This is a genomic window from Prauserella flavalba, from assembly GCF_003202235.1.
GTDB lineage: Bacteria > Actinomycetota > Actinomycetes > Mycobacteriales > Pseudonocardiaceae > Prauserella_A > Prauserella_A flavalba.
The window spans coordinates 185,978-202,706 of the sequence record NZ_MASU01000002.1; the positions used below are offsets into that span (position 1 = coordinate 185,978).

A 16,729-nucleotide genomic window follows, 5' to 3' on the forward strand; every position below is an offset into this window, starting at 1 on the left:
GAGTCGTGCGCACGCGGTGATCGTATTGCCTGGCGCGCGCCTCAGGAGGCTCGTTTGCGTGCCGGTGCGCCTGAGGCGTCGGCGAGCGCCTTCTCCAGCTGGGCGCGCGTCATCTTCGACCGGCCCTTGATGCCCGCCTCGCGGGCCATCTTGTCGAGGTCGGCCTTGCTCAGCTCCGACAGGTCCGGTTGCTTGGCCTTGCCCTTCTTGGCCGACCTGGTGGCCGACCCGCCCTTCTTGCGGCTCTCCACACTGCGCGAGAGGGCCTCGAACAGGTCCACGACCTTCGTGGCCTCGGGCGGCGCCTCCTCCGGCGTCACCGTGCGGCCTGCGCGCTTGTCCTCGATGAGCTTCTTGACGCGCTGCGTGTAGGTGTCGTGGTAGTCGTCGGGCTTCCAGTCCTCGGCCATCGACTCGATCAGGCTCACCGCCATGTCGACCTCCTTGGGCTTCACGTCGCCCGGCGCGGGGAGCTTGCTGATCTCCTTCTTCGGCTCGCGGATGTCCTCGGGGAAGAGCAGCGTGTTCAGTACGAGCACGCCGTCGCCCGATCGCACCGCCGCGATGTACTCCTTGCCCCGCATGACGAACCGCGCGAGCCCGGCCCGGTTGGTCTTGCCCATCGCCTCGATCAGCAGGCTGTACGCGCGGCCGAACTCCTCCTTCGCGGGCGCGAGCCAGTAGGTCTTCTGGAAGTAGATGGGATCGATCTCGTCGAGGTCCACGAACGCGTCGATGTCGATCGTGCGGGAGCGACCCGGCGCGATCTGGTCCAGCTCGTCGGGCTCCACCAGCACGTACTCGTCCCCGCCGAGGTCGTAGCCCTTGACGATGTCCTCGTACGGCACCTCCTCGCCGGTGCGCTCGTTCACGCGCCGGTACCTGATCCGGTCGGAGGTGCCGCGCTGGAACTGCCGGAAGTGGATCGTGTGGTCCTCGGTGGCGCTGTACAGCTCGACGGGCACCGTCACCAGCCCGAAGTTCAGCGCTCCGCTCCAGATCGCGCGTGCCATGCCGCCTCCTAGCTCAGCTTCTCCAGCGCGTTCGCCGCCGACGCCGCGTGGGCGTGGATGTTCTGCCAGGGGTCGGCCTTGCGCGCCAGTCGTTGCCGGATCCGGGTGAGGTCGTAGCCGTCCGGCCGCGCCCTGCCCAGCTCTGTCCAGTCCAGCGGGGTCGCCACGTGCGCGCCGGGCCGCGCACGCAGCGAGTACGGCGCGATGAACGTCTGCCCGTAGGCGTTGCGGTTGGTGTCGAGGAAGATCCGCCCGCCCCGCTTGTCCTTGCGCTGCGCCGTGGTGAGCCGGTTGGGGTCGTCTGCCGCCAGCCGGTCGGCGGCGAGCCGGGCCAGCTCCCGCACGGTGTCGAAGTCGGTGGTGGCGTCCAGCGGCACGGCGACGTGGAAGCCGCGGCCTCCGGTGGCCTGCACGAACGACGTGAGCCCGACGCCCTTGAACAGGTCGCGAGCCCTGCGGGCGACCCCGCGCAGCTCGGCGGCCTTGGTGCCCTCCGGCGGGTCGAGGTCCAGCACGAGCAGATCGGGACAGTCCAGCTTGTCCACAGTGGACAACCAGACGTGGAACTCGATCGTCGCCTGGTTGGCAAGGTACTCCAGCGTGTCCGCGTCGTCGCACACGACGTGGTGCACGTACTCGCCCTGCTTGCCGCGCTGCGGCACCGCCTCGACCCGTACCCAGCCGGGAAAGTGCTCGGAGGCCTCCTTCTGGAACCAACCCTCGCGCTCAATGCCGTCCGGGTAGCGGCGCAGGGTCAGCGGGCGGCCCTTCAGGTGCGGCACCATCACCTCGGCCACGCGCCGATAGTGCTCGACGACGTCGCCCTTGGTGATGTCGTCGGCGGGGTAGAACACCTTGCCTGCCTTGGACACGTCGGTCATGCCGTCTCCCGGATCACGTCGGTCGCCGGTTTGTCGTTGCGCAGCCCCGTGAACCGAGGGTGCCGCAGCCTGCCGTCGCCGGTCCACTCGGTGAACTTCACCTGCACCACGAGCTCCGGCTCCAGCCAGTGACTGTTCGGCTCCCGCACCGGTCCCGCGAACGGAGACTTCGCCCTGCCCAGCGTCTCGAACCTGCGGCGGAGGTCGCGCAGCGTCGCGTCGTTGTAGCCGGCTCCCACCTTGCCCGCGTAGCGGAGCCCGCCGTCCGCGTAGTAGCCCACGAGCAGCGAACCGAACCCCGCGCGCGAACCGGAAGGGTCGGTGTAGCCGCCCACCACGAACTCCTGGTCCTTGACGCACTTGAACTTCAGCCAGTCACGCGAGCGCCCGCTGGTGTACGGCGCGTCGGCCCGCTTGGCGATGAGCCCCTCCCAGCCCTTCGCGCACGCCTCCTCCAGGAACTTCTCGCCCTCGGTGTTGCGGTACTGGGAGATGCGGATCGCGCCGTGGAAGTCGAACGCCTGTCGCAGCAGCTCCCTGCGCTGCCGCAACGGCAGCGAGCGTGCGTCGGTGCCGCCGAACTCCAGCAGGTCGAACAGGTAGTAGAAGACCTCGACGCCGGTGTTCCTCGCGCGCACCGGATCGCTGAGGTGGATGCGTGGCTGGAGCTTCGCGAAGCTCGTCTGCCTGCCGTCGAAGGCCACGATCTCGCCGTCGGCGGTGAACGACTCGCCGCCCTGCCCGGCGAGCGCCTCCACCAGCTCGGGATAGGCGGCGTTCATCAGCCGGTGGTTGCGCGACCACAGCCGCGGTTCGCCGCCGTCCTCGCGCACGCACACCGCGCGCACGCCGTCGAGCTTGCGTTCGAACACCCAGCCCGGATCGGAGAAGTACCGGTCGGTGAGCGTGGCCAGCATGGGCTCGTGCCACCTCACGCGAGGTCCTCGTTGGTCCGGCCGGTGAGCACCGACTCCGGCTGCGTCTTCGCGGGCTTGCGACGACGGTCGGCGCCCTCGTCGTCCTTCTTGATCAGCAGCCACTGCTCCTGACGGCTCCCGCGCGTGCGCACGAGCGTGAACGCACCGTGCAGCTTCTCGCCCTCCAGCCGGAAGCTGAGGCTGCCCCGGTCGAGCGCGTCCTCGGCGGACCCGTCGCCGAGGTGCTCGAACGTGCCGGCGTCCCACACGATCACGGTGCCGGCGCCGTACTCGCCCTCCGGGATGCTCCCCTCGAAGTCGGCGTAGTCGAGCGGATGGTCCTCGGTGCGGATGGCCAGCCGTTTGTCGCCGGGGTCCAGCGAGGGGCCCTTCGGGATCGACCACGACGCGAGCACGTCGCCGATCTCCAGCCGGAAGTCGAAGTGCAGGCTCGACGCGTCGTGGCGCTGGATGACGAAGCGCGGCCGCGCGGCCTTCCGCCCGCGCCGCGACCCACCGGGCTCGCCGGACCGCTTCAGGTCCCGCTTCGAATGGTATTCGCCCAGGGCGTCGTTCTTCGCCATACCCGAGCAGGTACCCGGGCTGTGAGCTGCTGAAACGCTACGGCTCGTCGCCCTCGGGGCGATCTTCGACGAGGCCCTCGCGCAGCCGGTCCAGCGTGCGGGCGAGCAGCCGTGAGACGTGCATCTGCGAGATGCCGATGCGCTCGGCGATCTGCGTCTGCGTCATGTTGTGCACGAACCGCAGCGCGAGGATCTTGCGCTCGCGCTCCGGCAGTTCCTTCACCAGCGGCTGCAGCGTCTCGTGGTTCTCGACGCCCTCCAGCGCGGCGTCCTCCTCGCCCAGCGTGTCGCCGAGCGCGAGGTTCTCCGTGTCGCCGGAGAGCACCTCGTCGAGCGACATCGAGTGATAGGCGTTGCCGGCCTCAAGGCCTTCCATCACCTCGTCGGGGGTGAGGTCGAGATGCGCGGCGATCTCGCTCGGCGTCGGCGCACGGCCGAGGCGCTGCGAGAGCTGAGTGCTGGCGTTGTTGATCGAAAGGTGCAGCTCCTTGAGCCTGCGCGGCACGCGGATGACCCACCCGGTGTCCCGGAAGTGCCGCCGCACCTCGCCCATCACGGTCGGCACGGCGAACGAGAGAAAGTCCGAGCCCCGCCGCGGGTCGAAGCGGTCGACCGCGTTGATGAGGCCGACCCTGGCCACCTGCACCAGGTCCTCCTTGGCCACGCCGCGGCCGGAGAACCGCTGCGCGATGTGCTCTGCGAGCGGCAGGTGGCCGGTGACGAGCTCGTCCCTCAGCTCGACGCGGCGTGGATCGTCCTCTGCGAGCTCGACGAACTCCTCGAAAAGGGGGGTGAGGTGCTCGTAGTCGTCCGAAGGGCTGCGCGATCCGCGAGTCGTCGATCCGGTCACGTAAGGGTCGGCTTTCGCTTGGCGAGTTCGACGTGCACCCAGTGGCCCTGCCCGTCCCGCGCGGCGGTCTCCACCCACGAGTCGGCCGAGTCGGCGAGAGTGGTGAGCACGCGCCAGCCGAACGACGCCGTGCTCGGCGCCTCGTGATCGGCGGAAGTGACAGCACCGCTGAACCGCAGCTCGTCGTCGTCGATGGTGAACCGGCACACCATCGTGGTGCCGGGCACCGCGCGGGTGATCAGCGTGGAGCACGCCTCGTCGACCGCGAGCCGCAGGTCGGCGATGGCGTCCAGATCGAAGTCGGCTCTCATGGCGATGTTCGCCGCCACGGAGCGGATGATGGGCAGGTGGACCAGGCTCGCGCCCAGCCGCAACTCGATGTCGTCCTGGGCACCGACGTCCTGCGACGGCGGCTCTGTTTCGGTCACTTTCACCTCAGTGTTCTGCCGGCCGTTCAACGTTTCCCGCCTACAGTAGCCACCCTGCGCATACCTCGTCTCGATGTGCGGTTTCGCCGCGGTTCAGTCGTGCCGGAGCACTGCGCCGACGCCGTCGGCCAGCTCCACCGTGTTCCCGGTGCAGACGATCTCGGCGGCCCCCGCGATGGCGGCCACGGCCAGCGCCTCGTCGGCTCGCCGCCTGCTGACCGACCTGCTCCCGTGGGCCTCGAGCTCCTCCTCCTGAACCGCGACGAGCGTCGGCTCCTCACCGGTGAGCACCTCGGCGTCGCCGGGATCGGAGACGAGCAGCGTCTCGACGTTGGCCTCCCGCAGCGCCGTGGTGGTGGCCTCCAGCCCCTGCACGGCGAGTCCGTCACGCTTGCCGAGCGCGGCGCGGAACCGCTCCACGACCTCGTCGCGGCGGGTCTGCTTGGTCTTGGCGAGTAGCTGCCGGATCTGTTCGTGCAGCTCGGTGTTGCCGCCGCCCTGGTGACGCGCGCCGCTCTGCAGCTCGGTCGCCACACGCCGCACCTGCTCGGGCAGCGCGTCGTGCAGTTCCTTGCGGGCCTGCGACTCACCGGCCAGCACCACCAGCCCGGCGCCGATCCGGCGAGCCGTGGTGGCGACGTGCTCGGCGACCCGGTTGATGTTGTGCCGGGCCGTCTCCTCGGCGTGTGCCTGGAGGTCGCGGTGCGCTGACCCACCGCCCCGCACCTTGTGCACGGGGTGGTCCGAGCCCTCGACGGTCTCCTCGTCGACCACGTTGCCGTCCGCGTCGACCGCGGTGACGTCGGCGCCGACGTGGTCGACCACCGCAAGCACGTGCGCGGGCGGGCGCTCCCCGAACTCGGCCAGCGGCAGCACGTAGGGCAAGCCGGAGAGCCGCGCGATGGGCTGGGCGGGTGGTTCGTCGAGCTCCTGGTCCACCAGCACGCGGTCGCCGACGGCGACGAGCGCCCTGCCGCTGCGGCCGACCGGGGGCGCGGCCTCCCGCACGGCGGTCTCCATCGCGTCGAGTGTTGGCCGCTCGGCGCCCTGGTCCTCGAGCCGCTCGCGCAGCTCGCGCCAGCGAAGCTCCAGCAGCTTCTCGGCATCGGCGGTGTCGTGCGTGTCGTCGAAGTAGACCGAGGCGAACGGGCCGTCGGCCGTGACCAGCTCGCGCAACCTCGTCGTGTCCACTCGTACCTCCCTCGCAACGTGTCCGGCGGGGGATTCCCGGTATGGCACGGGCGAAACGTCCTACCTGGGAGGGTCGAGCGTGAGGCTGAACACTGTATACGCATCCTCAGGGGGCGGCCCAAATAACCGCCGCTTATGGTCCGTCCGTGATCTGGTGGCACGCCGTTCTCATCGCTCTCGCGGGCGTGTGGGCGGGAATGATCAACACGGTGGTCGGGTCCGGGACGCTCGTGACGTTCCCGGTGCTCGTCGCGTTCGGCTACCCACCCGTGACGGCGACGACGTCCAACGCGATCGGCCTCGTACCCGGCACGATCACCGGCGCGATCGGCTACCGGAAGGAACTGCGCGGCCAGTTCCGGCGGCTGCTGACCTTCGTGCCCGCGTCGGCCCTCGGCGCCGTCGGCGGCACGGTGCTGCTGCTCTCGCTGCCGCCGGATGCCTTCGAAACGGTGGTGCCCGTGCTCGTGGGGCTCGCGGTGGTGCTGGTGATCATCCAGCCGAGGGTGTCGACGTGGGTGCTGCGGCGTAGGGAGACCAAGGCGGAGCGCAACGGTGCCGACGAGCCCGCGAAGCAGGGCACGGTGCTGCTGCTCACGCTGATCTTCCTGGTCGGGATCTACGGCGGGTACTTCACGGCCGCGCAGGGCGTGATGCTCATGGCGTTCATGGGCATGCTTCTCAACGAGCCCATCCAGCGGCTCAACGGGATCAAGAACGTGCTCGCCGCCGTGGTGAACGTGGTGGCGGGGACGATTTACGCCTTCGTGGCCCCGATCAGCTGGCCGGTGGTCGCGCTGCTCGCGGGCGGCTCGATCCTCGGCGGCTGGCTCGGTGCCCTGGTCGGGCGCAGGTTGTCCCCGACGGTGCTGCGTGGCGTCATCGTGGTGGTCGGCATCGCCGCGATCGTCCAGCTGGTGCTGCGCCAGGTGTGAGCTTGCCCGATATCGGGCAGGAAACTTGAAGTGGCCGCCCGTCGCGGGCAGGCTCGGGCGCATGGACCAGTCGCCGCCCTCGGAACTGGTGCGGCACGTCGCGGCCTCAACGGGGCTCCCCTCGGAGACCGCGGCCAGGGTCGTCGCCGACGTGCTCGCGTTCTTCGGCGAGACCACCGAGGAGCTGGTGCGGCGGCGGCATCGCGAACTGAAGAACCGTGGGTGGCGCAACGCGCAGATCTGGGCACTGCTGCAGGCCGAACTGGCGAACAGGCCGGTCGCGGCGGGCCCGCTCTCCGAGCGCCAGCTGCGGCGCATCGTCTACGGGTAGGAGACACCCATGTGTGGAATCGTCGGCTACATCGGCAAGCGCGAGGCGGCGCCGATCCTGCTGGAGGGCCTGCAGCGGCTCGAATACCGGGGTTACGACTCGGCCGGTGTCGCGCTGGCCCACCGGGGCAGGCTCAGGGTGACCAAGGCCGCCGTGCGCGTCGGTGAGCTGCGCACGCTCGTGGGTGAGGACAACCCCGCGCCGGTGGGCATCGCGCACACGCGCTGGGCCACCCACGGCGAGCCGACCGACGTCAACGCGCACCCGCACCTCGACGCGGAGGGCCGCATCGCCGTCGTCCACAACGGGATCATCGAGAACGCCGAGCAGCTGCGCGCGAAGCTCATCGCGAGCGGCGTCGAGTTCGCCTCCGACACCGACACCGAGGCGCTCGCGCACCTGATCGCCGCGCGACTGCGGGACGGCGCGGAGACGCTCGAGGACGCCGTGCGCGGCGCGCTGCACCAGGTGGAGGGCGCCTACGGCATCGTGGTGCTCGACGTCAAGAACCCGGGCGAGATCGTGGTCGCCCGCAACGGCAGCCCGATCGTGCTAGGCATCGGCGACGGGGAGATGTTCGTCGCCTCCGACCTCGCCGCGCTCGTGCGGCACACGCAGCGCGTGGTCTACCTCGACGACGGCGAGCTCGCCACGCTCAAGGCCGGTGACTACCGCACCAGCACGCTGCAGGCCAAGCGCACCGACAAGACGCCCACCGAGGTCGAGCTGTCCGACGAGGACTACCAGCTCGACGGCTACGCCGACTACATGCGCAAGGAGATCGGCGAGCAGCCGGAGGCCGTGCGGCGGGCCCTGCGCGGCAGGCTCGACGAGCGGTTCTCCACCGCGCGGCTCGGCGGCCTCCGCCTCGACCCGAGGGAGCTGCGCTCCATCCGGCGCGTGAAGTTCCTCGGCTGCGGCTCGGCCTACTACGCGGGCCAGATCGGCGCCGGCCTCGTCGAGGAGCTGGCGCGGCTGCCCGCCGACGCCGAGCCCGCCTCGGAGTTCCGCTACCGCAACCCGGTGGTCGACCCCGAGACCCTGTACGTCGCCGTGAGCCAGTCCGGCGAGACCGCCGACACGCTCGCCGCCGTGCAGGAGCTCTCCCGCAAGGGCGGCCGCGTCATCGGTGCCGTGAACGCCGTGGCGAGCGCGATCGCCCGCGAGTGCGGCAGTGGCGTGTTCCTGCATGCGGGACCCGAGGTGTCGGTGGCCTCCACCAAGGCCGTCACGAACATGAACACGACGTTCGCGATGCTCGCCCTGCTGCTGGGCCGCGTGCGTGACCTCTCCGTCGCCGACGGGCGCCGCATCGTCGAGGGGCTCGACGCGCTGCCCGACCACATCGAGGAGGTCGTGCGCACGCAGGACGAGCCCATCGCCGAGGTCGCCCGCAAGTTCGCCGAGGCCAGGCACATGTTCTTCGTCGGGCGCGTGCGGGGCTGGCCCGTGGCGAGGGAGGGGGCGCAGAAGCTCAAGGAGATCTCCTACGTCCACGCCGAGGCATACCAGGCGGGCGAGCTCAAGCACGGGCCGATCGCGCTCATCGACCCCTCCATGCCGTCGGTGGTGATCGTTCCCGACGACGAGCTGCTGGTGAAGAACATCGGCACGATGGAGCAGATCAAGGCGCGCGGCGGCCCCGTGATCGCGGTGACCAACGCGCAGCTGCCCGAGGGCCTCGCCGACGCGGAGCTGCGCGTGCCGCGCACCGAGCCCGAGCTGGACCCGATCCTGTTCGGCATCCCGCTGCAGCTGCTCGCCTACCACCTCGCGACGGCGCTGGGCCGCGACATCGACAAGCCGCGCAACCTGGCGAAGAGCGTCACCGTCGAGTGAACCGGTCGCCGTGGTCGGCACGGCGCTCGCCGAGCGGGGCCACCCGATCGTCGCGTGTGGACGGGTCGGCCATCAGCGCGTGAACGACCTCGCCGCGTCCAGGAACACGTCGTTCTCCTCGGGGGTACTGATCGTCACGCGCACGCCGTCACCCGCGAACGGCCGCACCACGACCTTGTGCTCCAGCGCGTGCTGGGCGAACTCGACGGCGCGCTCGCCGAGCGGCAGCCACACGAAGTTCGCGTGCGTCTCGGGGACGTCGTAGCCGGCCGCCAGCAGCTCGTCGCGCACCCGCGCGCGCTCCCGCACCACGTCCGCGCACCGGGCGAGCAGCTCGTCCTTCGCGTCCAGCGAGGCGATCGCGGCCGTCTGAGCGAGCGTGTTGACGCTGAAGGCCACGTAGACCTTCCGCAGCGCCGTGATCACCTCCTCGGGCCCGACGGCGTAGCCGACGCGCAGGCCCGCGAGCCCGTAGGCCTTGGAGAACGTGCGCAGGACGGTCACGTTCGGCCGCGTCCGCACGAACTCCAGCCCGTCCGGCACGTCGCGGTCGGTGACGAACTCGCGGTAGGCCTCGTCGAGCACCACGAGGACGTCGGAGGGCACCTGGTCGAGGAAGCGCACCAGCGCGTCGCGGCGCACTGCCGTACCCGTGGGGTTGTTCGGGTTGCACACGAACACCACCCGCGTCTTCGGCGTGATCGCGGCGGCCATGGCGTCGAGGTCGTGGGTCTGCGAGGCGTCCAGCGGCACCCTCACGGCCTTCGCGTTGCCGACCTGCGTGACGATCGGGTACGCCTCGAACGAGCGCCACGCGAAGAGCACCTCCTCGCCCGGCTCGCACATGCCCTGCACGAGCTGCTGGCACAGCGACACCGAACCGCAGCCAACGGCGATCCGCTCGACGGGCAGCTCCAGCTCTTTCGCCAGCCGCTCCGTCAGGGCCTGCGAGCCCATGTCGGGGTAGCGGTTCACCTGTGCCGTCGCGTGGGCGATCGCCTCGGCCACGCTGGGCAGGGGGCCGCCCGGCACCTCGTTGCTGGCCAGCTTGATCGCACCGGGCACTGTGCGGCCGGGCACGTACGCGGGCAACGCGGCCAGGTCGGCCCTCGTCGGGATGGCGGAGGACATCGGATGCGCTCCTCGGGGTCGGAAGGGTTTCGCCGTTCAACCTATCTCGCCGCATATCTGCCAGCTCACGTTGACTGGGACACCACTATCGGTGGTTGAGTGGGTACATGACGCAGACGTACACCGAGGACTACCGGCACGAGGACGGCCGCACCGCGAGGCTCACCTTCGCGGAACCGGATGGCGCCGTGCGAGGTGGTCTCGTCGTGCTGCACGAGGCGGAGGGCGTCACCGACACGGTGCGGCTGCTCGTCTCGGGGCTCGCGGGAGAGGGCTGGCTGGCCGTCGCTCCCCACATCGTGGCCGCCGGTGCGCCGCTGACCGGCCAGGACGTGCTCGCGGCCACCGACGTCACGCTCGCGTGGCTCGTGGAACGCGGCGTGCGCGCCGACCTGATCGGCGTCGTCGGGTTCGACACGGGCGGCACGGCCGCGCTCGTGGTGGCCGCCAGCCGCAAGCTCGGCGCCGCGGTGAGCGTCGGCGGGCACGCCGTCAGCACTCCCGCGTCCGACGAGCTGCCCCCGCTGGTGGAGATCGCGGGCAGGCTCACCAGCCCGTGGCTCGGCATGTACGGCGACGACGGCGACGTGGCGGGCGAGCTCGCGGTCGAGCGGCTGCAGGAGGCTGCGTCGGCGGCGAAGGTGGCCACCAACGTCGTCCGCTACCCGGGCGCCAGTCACCGCTTCGACGCCGACCCGGCCGCCGCGGCGGAGGCGTGGCAGCGCACGCTCGACTGGTTCGACGCGTACCTGCGCTGAACAGGTAGAACCCGGCGAATCGATCGTCGGCACCCCCGTTTCGCAGTACAGTTCTGCGTGCACGAGTCTTTGGGGGTGCCGTCGTGACCGATCCTTCCGCCCAACCCGTTCCCATGCTGGCGCCCGGCGCAGCGTTCGCGTCGGGCGCCGCCGCAGCGCTGGCCCCGGTCGCCGAGGACCTCGAGACGGTCCACGACCAGGTGCGCACCGGTGAGCTGAAGCTCGATCCCGATGCGGCCCACCGCTTGCTGGCGTCGATCACCGCCGTGCAGTCGAGGGTGCACACCTTGATCGCCGACTGCGGTGAGCGCATCGACCGGCCGCTGCGGTTCGGGGACAACTTCGTCGGCCGCACGATGGGCGAACGGTTGCGTGGCGCGGCGTCGGGTGGGGCCGGTGCCGCGCTGCCCGTGCTGGAGGAATTCGCGCGTCAGCTGGAGAGGCTCGACGAGATCGTGCGGCGCGCGGCCGGGCTGATCGCCGAGGCCGACACCGACGCGAGCGAACGGCTCACCCGGCTCGGGGAGGTGGACTGATGCAACGCGAGCCGGTGCACTGCCTGCCCTACCCGTGGCCCCGGCCAGAGCCGGAACCCGAACCCGGCGACCTCGGCCAGTACGTGAACTGGCGGACCTACTCGCACCGCGAGCTGTACGACATGGCCACCACCGGGCTCGACCTGGAGGGCGCCACCGAGGTGGCGGCGCAGTGGTCCCGGCTCGGCGGCGAGCTGGACGAGATCGGACAGGAACTGCGCAAGGCGCTGCGGGAGGCCGCCGACGGCTGGCAGGGTGCCTCGGCCGAGGAGGCGAGGGGCAAGGTCGAGCAGCTCGCGGGCTGGACGGAGGAGTCGGCGGCGGGCAGCGCGGTGGTCTCCGGCTGCGTGAGCGAGCAGGCCGCGCTGGCCGCGACGGCGAAGCGCAACATGCCGGAGCCGCCGCCGGCCGTGGAGGTTTTCCTGCCCACCCCGCAGGTGCCCCAGGAGTACTGGCGCACCGCACCCGACCTGGTGGCCGACCCGGCGCCCGAGCGGGAGGAGTCGCGGCAGCTGCACCAGCAGGCCGCCGAGGTGATGGAGCAGTACCAGCGTGACTCCAACGAGCTGTACGGCCGCGTGCCTGCGTTCCAGAGCCCGGATCCGGAGTCGTTGCTGCTGCGGGAACCCGACCCGCCGCCTCCTCCTCCCCGGGAGCCCGGGCCGAAGCCTGAACCGGCGCCGGACGACGGCACGACGGCGAGTTCCGTCAGTCCGGTCGCGCCTGTCGCCGGTGGCACGTCCGCGCCCGGCTCACCGGGTGGCGGCACGGTCACGCCGATGACGCCGGGGCAGCAGAGCGGCGGCGAACAGCCGGGAGCCGGTCCGCGCGCGGGTGCGGCGGCGCCGAGCGGACAGGCCGCGCCTCCCGCCGCCGCGGCGACCGCCGGCCCGCGTGGTGGAGCGGTGCCCGGCGCGATGCCGATGGGTGCCGCCGCCGGTGCTCGCCCCGGCGGGGACGACGACGTCGAACGCAAGTCGCCGTCGTACCTCCAGGAGGAGGACGACCTGTGGGGTCCGCAGGTGCCGGTGGTTCCGCCGGTGCTCGGCGAGGGTCCGCGCGGAGGCTGGTGAGTGCACGACGAGAGCACCGGCTGGCTCAGCCTGCACCCCGGTGAGCTGTACCTGATCTGGACCGAGCTGGGGCTGGGTGAGCTTCCCGCCGTGCTGGAGATCCCGCACGTGGGGCGCACGGCGTCGGCCCGCGCCGAGCTGGTCGAGCTCGCCGACAGGGCGCTGGCCGAGCGAGGGCTCGGCACTGTCGCCCGCCCCGCCCGCGACCTGGCCGACCTGCTGCGCGCGCTGGCCGCGCCCGAGCTGTCGCTCGACCTTGAGGTGACCGGCGACGGGACCGTGTTCCGCGGTGCCGGTGCCTCCGGCGCGTACGGCGACGTGGCGGCCGGTGCCGGCGACGGCGAGGTGCGGCTCGGCCCGGTACGCAGGACGGCGCTGGTGGAGACAATGCTGACGTCGGTATCCCCGCTGCAGGCCGGCATCGGCGGCCCGGGCAACATCCGGTTCGCCGACTACCGCAGGGCCTGTCGGGTGGCCGAGTACGAGGGCTCGACCGGGTTCCTGGACGTGCTGCGCGACGCGGGTGTGCGGGCCGCCGAAGCGAACACGCTTCTGCGGGCCGTCAGCGGACCATCCGGTTCCGGGCGGTTCGGCGCGAGCGCACGGGCGAGCGGCCGCGCGCCGAGCACGGTCAACTGGGTCGACACCGAGCACGGCCGGTACGCCCTGCGCAGGCACGGCGACTGGGTCACGGTGACGCCGGTCGATCCAGCGCGATTGCTGACGATGGCGCAGGAAATGGCCTCGGATCTGGCCTAAAGTGCGGCGTATGAGTGCTGACGCCGAGGTCGGAGAGGTGTTGTGGCAGCCCTCTCCCGAGCACATCGCCGAGACCAGGATCGAGGACTTCCGCCGGTGGCTGAGCACCGAGCGCGGCGTGACCACCAGGGACTACCAGGAACTCTGGGAGTTCTCCACGGGATCGCTCGGTGACTTCTGGTCGGCCGTCGCCGACTACCTCGGGGTGCGCTGGCACGAGCAGCCCGGCGCGGTGCTGTCGGGGCTGGAGATGCCGGGCGCGCGGTGGTTCGAGGGCGCGACGCTGAACTACGCGGAGCACGCCCTGTCCGGCGGCGTCGCGGGCGCGGAGAAGGCCGACGGCGACCTCGCGGTGATCTTCCAGCGCGAGGACGGCCTCGAAGACCGGCTCACCTACGGCGAGCTGCGGTCCCGGGTCGCCGCGGCGCGGGCTGCGTTCGTGGCGCTGGGCGTCGGCAAGGGCGACCGTGTGGTGGCGCTCGCGCCGAACTGCCCGCAAACGCTCGTGGCCTTCCTCGCCGCGGCGAGCCTGGGGGCCACGTGGTCGTCGTGCTCGCCGGACTTCGGCGTGCGCGCGATCGCCGACCGGTTCACCCAGATCGAGCCGAAGGTGCTCCTCGCCGTCAACGGCTACGTGTACAACGGCAGGTCGTTCGACGTCCGGCCGACCGTGGAGGAGCTGCGCGGGAAACTGCCGGGGCTCGCGGCGACGGTGCTGATCGACTACGAGGGCGGCGGCGCCATCCCGGACGCGCTCGGCTGGGACGCGCTCCTCGCCGAGCACGCGGGTGCCGAGCTCGCGTTCGAGCCCGTCGAGTTCGACCACCCGCTGTGGGTCCTGTACTCGTCGGGCACGACGGGCCTGCCGAAGGGGATCGTGCAGGGCCACGGCGGGATCACGGTCGAGCACCTCAAGGCGCTCGCGTTGCAGTGCGATCTCGGCCCGGGGGAGCGGTTCTTCTGGTTCACCACGACGGGCTGGATGATGTGGAACTTCCTCATCTCCGGGCTGCTCGTCGGCTCGACGATCGTGCTGTTCGACGGCAGCCCCGGGCATCCCGACCTGCGGACGCTGTGGCGGCTGGCCGAGCGCCACCGGGTGACGTACTTCGGCACGTCGGCTCCGTTCGTGCAGAGCTGCCTCAAGGCGCACCTGAAGCCGTCGGAGGAGTTCGACCTGTCGGCGATGCGGGCGCTGGGATCCACGGGGGCGCCGCTGAGCGTGGAGGGCTTCCGCTGGATCGCCGACGCGATCGGTCCGCACGTGCAGATCTGCTCGGTGTCGGGCGGGACCGATCTGTGCACGGCGTTCGTGGGTTCGTCGCCGGACCTGCCGGTGTGGCTCGGTGAGCTGTCGTGCCGGTGCCTCGGCGCGGCCGTGGAGGCCTACGACGAGGCGGGCAAGCCGGTGGTCGACCAGGTCGGTGAGCTGATGATCACCAAGCCGATGCCGTCGATGCCGGTGTTCTTCTGGAACGACCCGGACGGCAGGCGCCTGCGGGAGGCGTATTTCGAGGAGTTCCCCGGCAAGTGGAGGCACGGAGACTGGATCAAGATCACACCGCGAGGCTCGGCGATCATCTACGGGCGCAGCGACTCGACCCTCAACCGGGGCGGCGTGCGGATGGGCACGGCGGAGTTCTACCGGGTCGTGGAGGGTTTCGAGGAGGTCCAGGACTCGCTGGTCATCGATACCTCCGCCAACGAGGAGGGTGAGCTGCTGTGCTTCCTGGTCCTCGCCGAAGGGGCGACGCTGGAGGCGGTGGAGCCGTCACTGCGCAAGGAACTGCGAAAGGAGCTCTCACCCAGGCATGTTCCGGACCGGTTCGTGGTGGTCGACGAGGTCCCGCGCACGCTGAACGGCAAGAAGTGCGAGGTCCCGGTGAAGAAGATCCTCAAAGGCGTCGCCCCGGACCGAGCGGTCAGCCGCGACGCGCTCGCGAACCCGAGCTCCCTGGCCCCCTTCGTGGCTCTCGCTCACCGAGAATGACCAGGTCACAGGGTTAATCGGGGGTGCTTTGTGGTGGGTCCGGAGGCGTGTGTACTCTATGTTGGCAGTGGTCGCGACCTGGGAGGCTTCGCCTAGTCTGGTCTATGGCGCCGCACTGCTAATGCGGTTGGGGGTAACCCCCCCTCCCGGGTTCAAATCCCGGAGCCTCCGCCGGGGCTCGGCCTAGCCGAGCACCACCCCGACCCCGGTCGGGAACAACTGAACACTGCGCCCGTAGCTCAACGGATAGAGCATCTGACTACGGATCAGAAGGTTAGGGGTTCGAATCCCTTCGGGCGCGCAGCATGAAAAACCCGCTCTGAGCAGCGGGTTTCTTGCTGTTCAGGCGTCTTACAGTCCTGTGGCTGTTGGTCTTCAGGCAGTAGTCGGCGTCTCGGAAACGCGCTCCAGGTGCGTGTGTCGGCCGGCAAGGACCCATCGACTGGGGAGCGGATCGTGCTCGTCGAGTCGGTGAGGATCGAGAAGCCGGGTAACGAGCGTTCCGAGCGAGCCGCCCGCAAGGAAGCCGAGAAGGCGTTGACCAAGTTGCAGGGCGAGGCCGACGAGCTGAAGGTCGCGCGGACGAAGTCGACGTTCGGCGCTCTGCTCGATCGTTGGCTCGCCGCAGGCCCAGGGGGCCACGGGTGCGTGACTTGGGGTGGTGGTCGGGAGCAGGGTTGATCTTGCCGGGTCGGGGTGGAAATCGGGCACCTTCAGGGCAATGCCGCGAAGTTGCCCCTCGCGGCGTTCCCGGGCCGTTTACTCTCCTCGCATGGACGAAACGACGGCCGATGTCACAGTACTGCGGCGTGAGGTACAGCTGCTGCGGCACCGCGTGCTCTACCTGGAAGTAGCACTGTTCCGCGCGGTGGTGGCCGTCGGCGCGGTCGCGCTAGTGCTCGGCTACTTCCTGCCGTTCCTGTCCGCGACCGAGGAGGCAGGCAACTCGGACGAGGACGAGACGATCGCGCTGATCCCCGCGATCGCCGGTCTCGCGGACGCCGGCGACGGGCCGTTCAGCGGTGAGGCGGCCATGGCCGCGGTCGTCGTCGGTGGGTTCGTGCTGGTCATCCTGGTCGCGTTCATCGCGCTGGTGCAGCTGTTCCGGGACCGGGTCAGCCCCCGCACGGTGCGGATCGCGCGTGTCTTCGGGATCATCCTGCTCGTCGTGTGCGGGGTGGCGTGGCTGTTGGTGTTCGCCCTCGCCGGTCACTCCGAGGGCGAGTCGAGCGCGTTCTCCCCGGCCACCCTGTCGATCACGATCGGCGGCGCCGTGACCATCCTGGCCACGGCGCTCCACCCCGGCGACTGGCGTGACTAGTGCGGTGACCACTATTGATCACCGGGTTGGTCAGGCTGCTCGGGGTTGAGGGCGGGCCCCACCGGCGGTGGCGTTCGCCGCGGATGCGGGCGCGTTCCCGGTGCTGAGCGGCGAGCACGTCTGGATGGCGGTTGTTCGCGTTGCGCCAGCGCAGGTAGGAGTGCATCTCTCGCGCGAGTGCTGGTGGTTGGG

The 16,729-nt window shown here is 70.7% G+C and carries 18 protein-coding genes and 2 tRNA genes; 12 read left to right on the plus strand and 8 right to left on the minus strand.

From position 1 onward, the window contains the following. Window positions 1-41: 41 nt before the first annotated feature. From ku to BA062_RS03175, 7 genes are all read right to left on the minus strand, one after another. Window positions 42-1,013, minus strand: a complete 972-nt coding sequence (ku, locus tag BA062_RS03145; protein WP_110334505.1) for a non-homologous end joining protein Ku — start codon at window positions 1,011-1,013, stop codon at window positions 42-44. Between the two features lie 8 nt (window positions 1,014-1,021). Then, window positions 1,022-1,894, minus strand: a complete 873-nt coding sequence (ligD, locus tag BA062_RS03150; protein ID WP_110334506.1) for a non-homologous end-joining DNA ligase — start codon at window positions 1,892-1,894, stop codon at window positions 1,022-1,024. Continuing rightward, the gene (gene ligD / locus BA062_RS03155) at window positions 1,891-2,811 is read right to left on the minus strand and encodes a non-homologous end-joining DNA ligase (protein ID WP_110334995.1); all 921 of its coding nucleotides are present in this window, start codon (window positions 2,809-2,811) and stop codon (window positions 1,891-1,893) included. Before ligD (BA062_RS03155) ends, ligD (BA062_RS03150) begins: the two co-directional genes overlap by 4 nt. Before the next feature lie 14 nt (window positions 2,812-2,825). Further along, on the minus strand, window positions 2,826-3,395 hold the full coding sequence (locus BA062_RS03160; protein ID WP_110334507.1) for a DNA polymerase ligase N-terminal domain-containing protein: 570 nt from the start codon (window positions 3,393-3,395) through the stop codon (window positions 2,826-2,828). Window positions 3,396-3,432: 37 nt separating this feature from the next. Continuing rightward, on the minus strand, window positions 3,433-4,245 hold the full coding sequence (locus BA062_RS03165) for a SigB/SigF/SigG family RNA polymerase sigma factor (RefSeq protein WP_110334508.1): 813 nt from the start codon (window positions 4,243-4,245) through the stop codon (window positions 3,433-3,435). Next, window positions 4,242-4,673: an ATP-binding protein gene (locus BA062_RS03170; protein ID WP_110334996.1), complete on the minus strand. Its 432-nt coding sequence runs from the start codon at window positions 4,671-4,673 to the stop codon at window positions 4,242-4,244. Before BA062_RS03170 ends, BA062_RS03165 begins: the two co-directional genes overlap by 4 nt. A 93-nt stretch (window positions 4,674-4,766) precedes the next feature. After that, complete coding sequence (locus BA062_RS03175; protein ID WP_110334509.1) at window positions 4,767-5,864, minus strand: Rv2629 family ribosome hibernation factor; 1,098 nt, start codon at window positions 5,862-5,864, stop codon at window positions 4,767-4,769. 146 nt (window positions 5,865-6,010) lie between these two features. Between BA062_RS03175 and BA062_RS03180 the strand changes: the two genes are divergently transcribed. The 3 genes from BA062_RS03180 (at window position 6,011) to glmS (ending at window position 8,969) form a co-directional block, all read left to right on the plus strand. Further along, window positions 6,011-6,799: a sulfite exporter TauE/SafE family protein gene (locus BA062_RS03180; protein WP_110334510.1), complete on the plus strand. Its 789-nt coding sequence runs from the start codon at window positions 6,011-6,013 to the stop codon at window positions 6,797-6,799. Window positions 6,800-6,860: 61 nt separating this feature from the next. Next, a complete protein-coding gene (locus tag BA062_RS03185; protein WP_110334997.1) occupies window positions 6,861-7,130 on the plus strand; it encodes an HU family DNA-binding protein in 270 nt (89 codons plus the stop codon). Window positions 7,131-7,139: 9 nt separating this feature from the next. Beyond that, window positions 7,140-8,969 carry a glutamine--fructose-6-phosphate transaminase (isomerizing) gene (gene glmS, locus BA062_RS03190; RefSeq protein WP_110334511.1) on the plus strand — a complete coding sequence of 610 codons (1,830 nt, stop codon included), beginning with the start codon at window positions 7,140-7,142 and terminating at the stop codon, window positions 8,967-8,969. 72 nt (window positions 8,970-9,041) lie between these two features. Here glmS and hisC read toward each other — a convergent pair whose 3' ends face one another. Then, window positions 9,042-10,100: a histidinol-phosphate transaminase gene (hisC, locus tag BA062_RS03195; protein WP_110334512.1), complete on the minus strand. Its 1,059-nt coding sequence runs from the start codon at window positions 10,098-10,100 to the stop codon at window positions 9,042-9,044. A 107-nt stretch (window positions 10,101-10,207) separates the two neighbouring features. Here hisC and BA062_RS03200 point away from each other — a divergent pair, with 107 nt between their 5' ends. From BA062_RS03200 to BA062_RS03240, 9 genes are all read left to right on the plus strand, one after another. Further along, complete coding sequence (locus tag BA062_RS03200; protein ID WP_110334513.1) at window positions 10,208-10,858, plus strand: dienelactone hydrolase family protein; 651 nt, start codon at window positions 10,208-10,210, stop codon at window positions 10,856-10,858. An 83-nt stretch (window positions 10,859-10,941) separates the two neighbouring features. Continuing rightward, window positions 10,942-11,394, plus strand: coding sequence for a hypothetical protein (locus BA062_RS03205; RefSeq protein ID WP_146239991.1), 453 nt, complete (start codon window positions 10,942-10,944; stop codon window positions 11,392-11,394). After that, window positions 11,394-12,467: a PPE domain-containing protein gene (locus BA062_RS03210; RefSeq protein WP_110334515.1), complete on the plus strand. Its 1,074-nt coding sequence runs from the start codon at window positions 11,394-11,396 to the stop codon at window positions 12,465-12,467. Before BA062_RS03205 ends, BA062_RS03210 begins: the two co-directional genes overlap by 1 nt. After that, the gene (locus BA062_RS03215; RefSeq protein WP_110334516.1) at window positions 12,468-13,226 is read left to right on the plus strand and encodes an ESX secretion-associated protein EspG; all 759 of its coding nucleotides are present in this window, start codon (window positions 12,468-12,470) and stop codon (window positions 13,224-13,226) included. Between the two features lie 10 nt (window positions 13,227-13,236). Continuing rightward, window positions 13,237-15,216, plus strand: coding sequence for an acetoacetate--CoA ligase (locus BA062_RS03220; protein ID WP_110334517.1), 1,980 nt, complete (start codon window positions 13,237-13,239; stop codon window positions 15,214-15,216). An 81-nt stretch (window positions 15,217-15,297) separates the two neighbouring features. After that, window positions 15,298-15,387 (plus strand) — tRNA-Ser (locus tag BA062_RS03225). 57 nt (window positions 15,388-15,444) lie between these two features. After that, window positions 15,445-15,517 (plus strand) — tRNA-Arg (locus tag BA062_RS03230). A gap of 155 nt (window positions 15,518-15,672) precedes the next feature. Next, complete coding sequence (locus tag BA062_RS03235; protein ID WP_146239992.1) at window positions 15,673-15,897, plus strand: hypothetical protein; 225 nt, start codon at window positions 15,673-15,675, stop codon at window positions 15,895-15,897. Between the two features lie 91 nt (window positions 15,898-15,988). Then, window positions 15,989-16,537, plus strand: coding sequence for a hypothetical protein (locus BA062_RS03240; RefSeq protein WP_110334519.1), 549 nt, complete (start codon window positions 15,989-15,991; stop codon window positions 16,535-16,537). The last annotated feature ends 192 nt before the right edge of the window (window positions 16,538-16,729 follow it).

Coding starts and splice junctions, on each gene's coding strand:
- ku (WP_110334505.1), bottom strand. CDS start 1,013: ATGGCACGCGCGATCTGGAGCGGAGCGCTGAACTTCGGGCTGGTGACG.
- ligD (WP_110334506.1), bottom strand. CDS start 1,894: ATGACCGACGTGTCCAAGGCAGGCAAGGTGTTCTACCCCGCCGACGAC.
- ligD (WP_110334995.1), bottom strand. CDS start 2,811: ATGCTGGCCACGCTCACCGACCGGTACTTCTCCGATCCGGGCTGGGTG.
- BA062_RS03160 (WP_110334507.1), bottom strand. CDS start 3,395: ATGGCGAAGAACGACGCCCTGGGCGAATACCATTCGAAGCGGGACCTG.
- BA062_RS03185 (WP_110334997.1), top strand. CDS start 6,861: ATGGACCAGTCGCCGCCCTCGGAACTGGTGCGGCACGTCGCGGCCTCA.
- glmS (WP_110334511.1), top strand. CDS start 7,140: ATGTGTGGAATCGTCGGCTACATCGGCAAGCGCGAGGCGGCGCCGATC.
- hisC (WP_110334512.1), bottom strand. CDS start 10,100: ATGTCCTCCGCCATCCCGACGAGGGCCGACCTGGCCGCGTTGCCCGCG.
- BA062_RS03200 (WP_110334513.1), top strand. CDS start 10,208: ATGACGCAGACGTACACCGAGGACTACCGGCACGAGGACGGCCGCACC.
- BA062_RS03210 (WP_110334515.1), top strand. CDS start 11,394: ATGCAACGCGAGCCGGTGCACTGCCTGCCCTACCCGTGGCCCCGGCCA.
- BA062_RS03220 (WP_110334517.1), top strand. CDS start 13,237: ATGAGTGCTGACGCCGAGGTCGGAGAGGTGTTGTGGCAGCCCTCTCCC.
- BA062_RS03240 (WP_110334519.1), top strand. CDS start 15,989: ATGGACGAAACGACGGCCGATGTCACAGTACTGCGGCGTGAGGTACAG.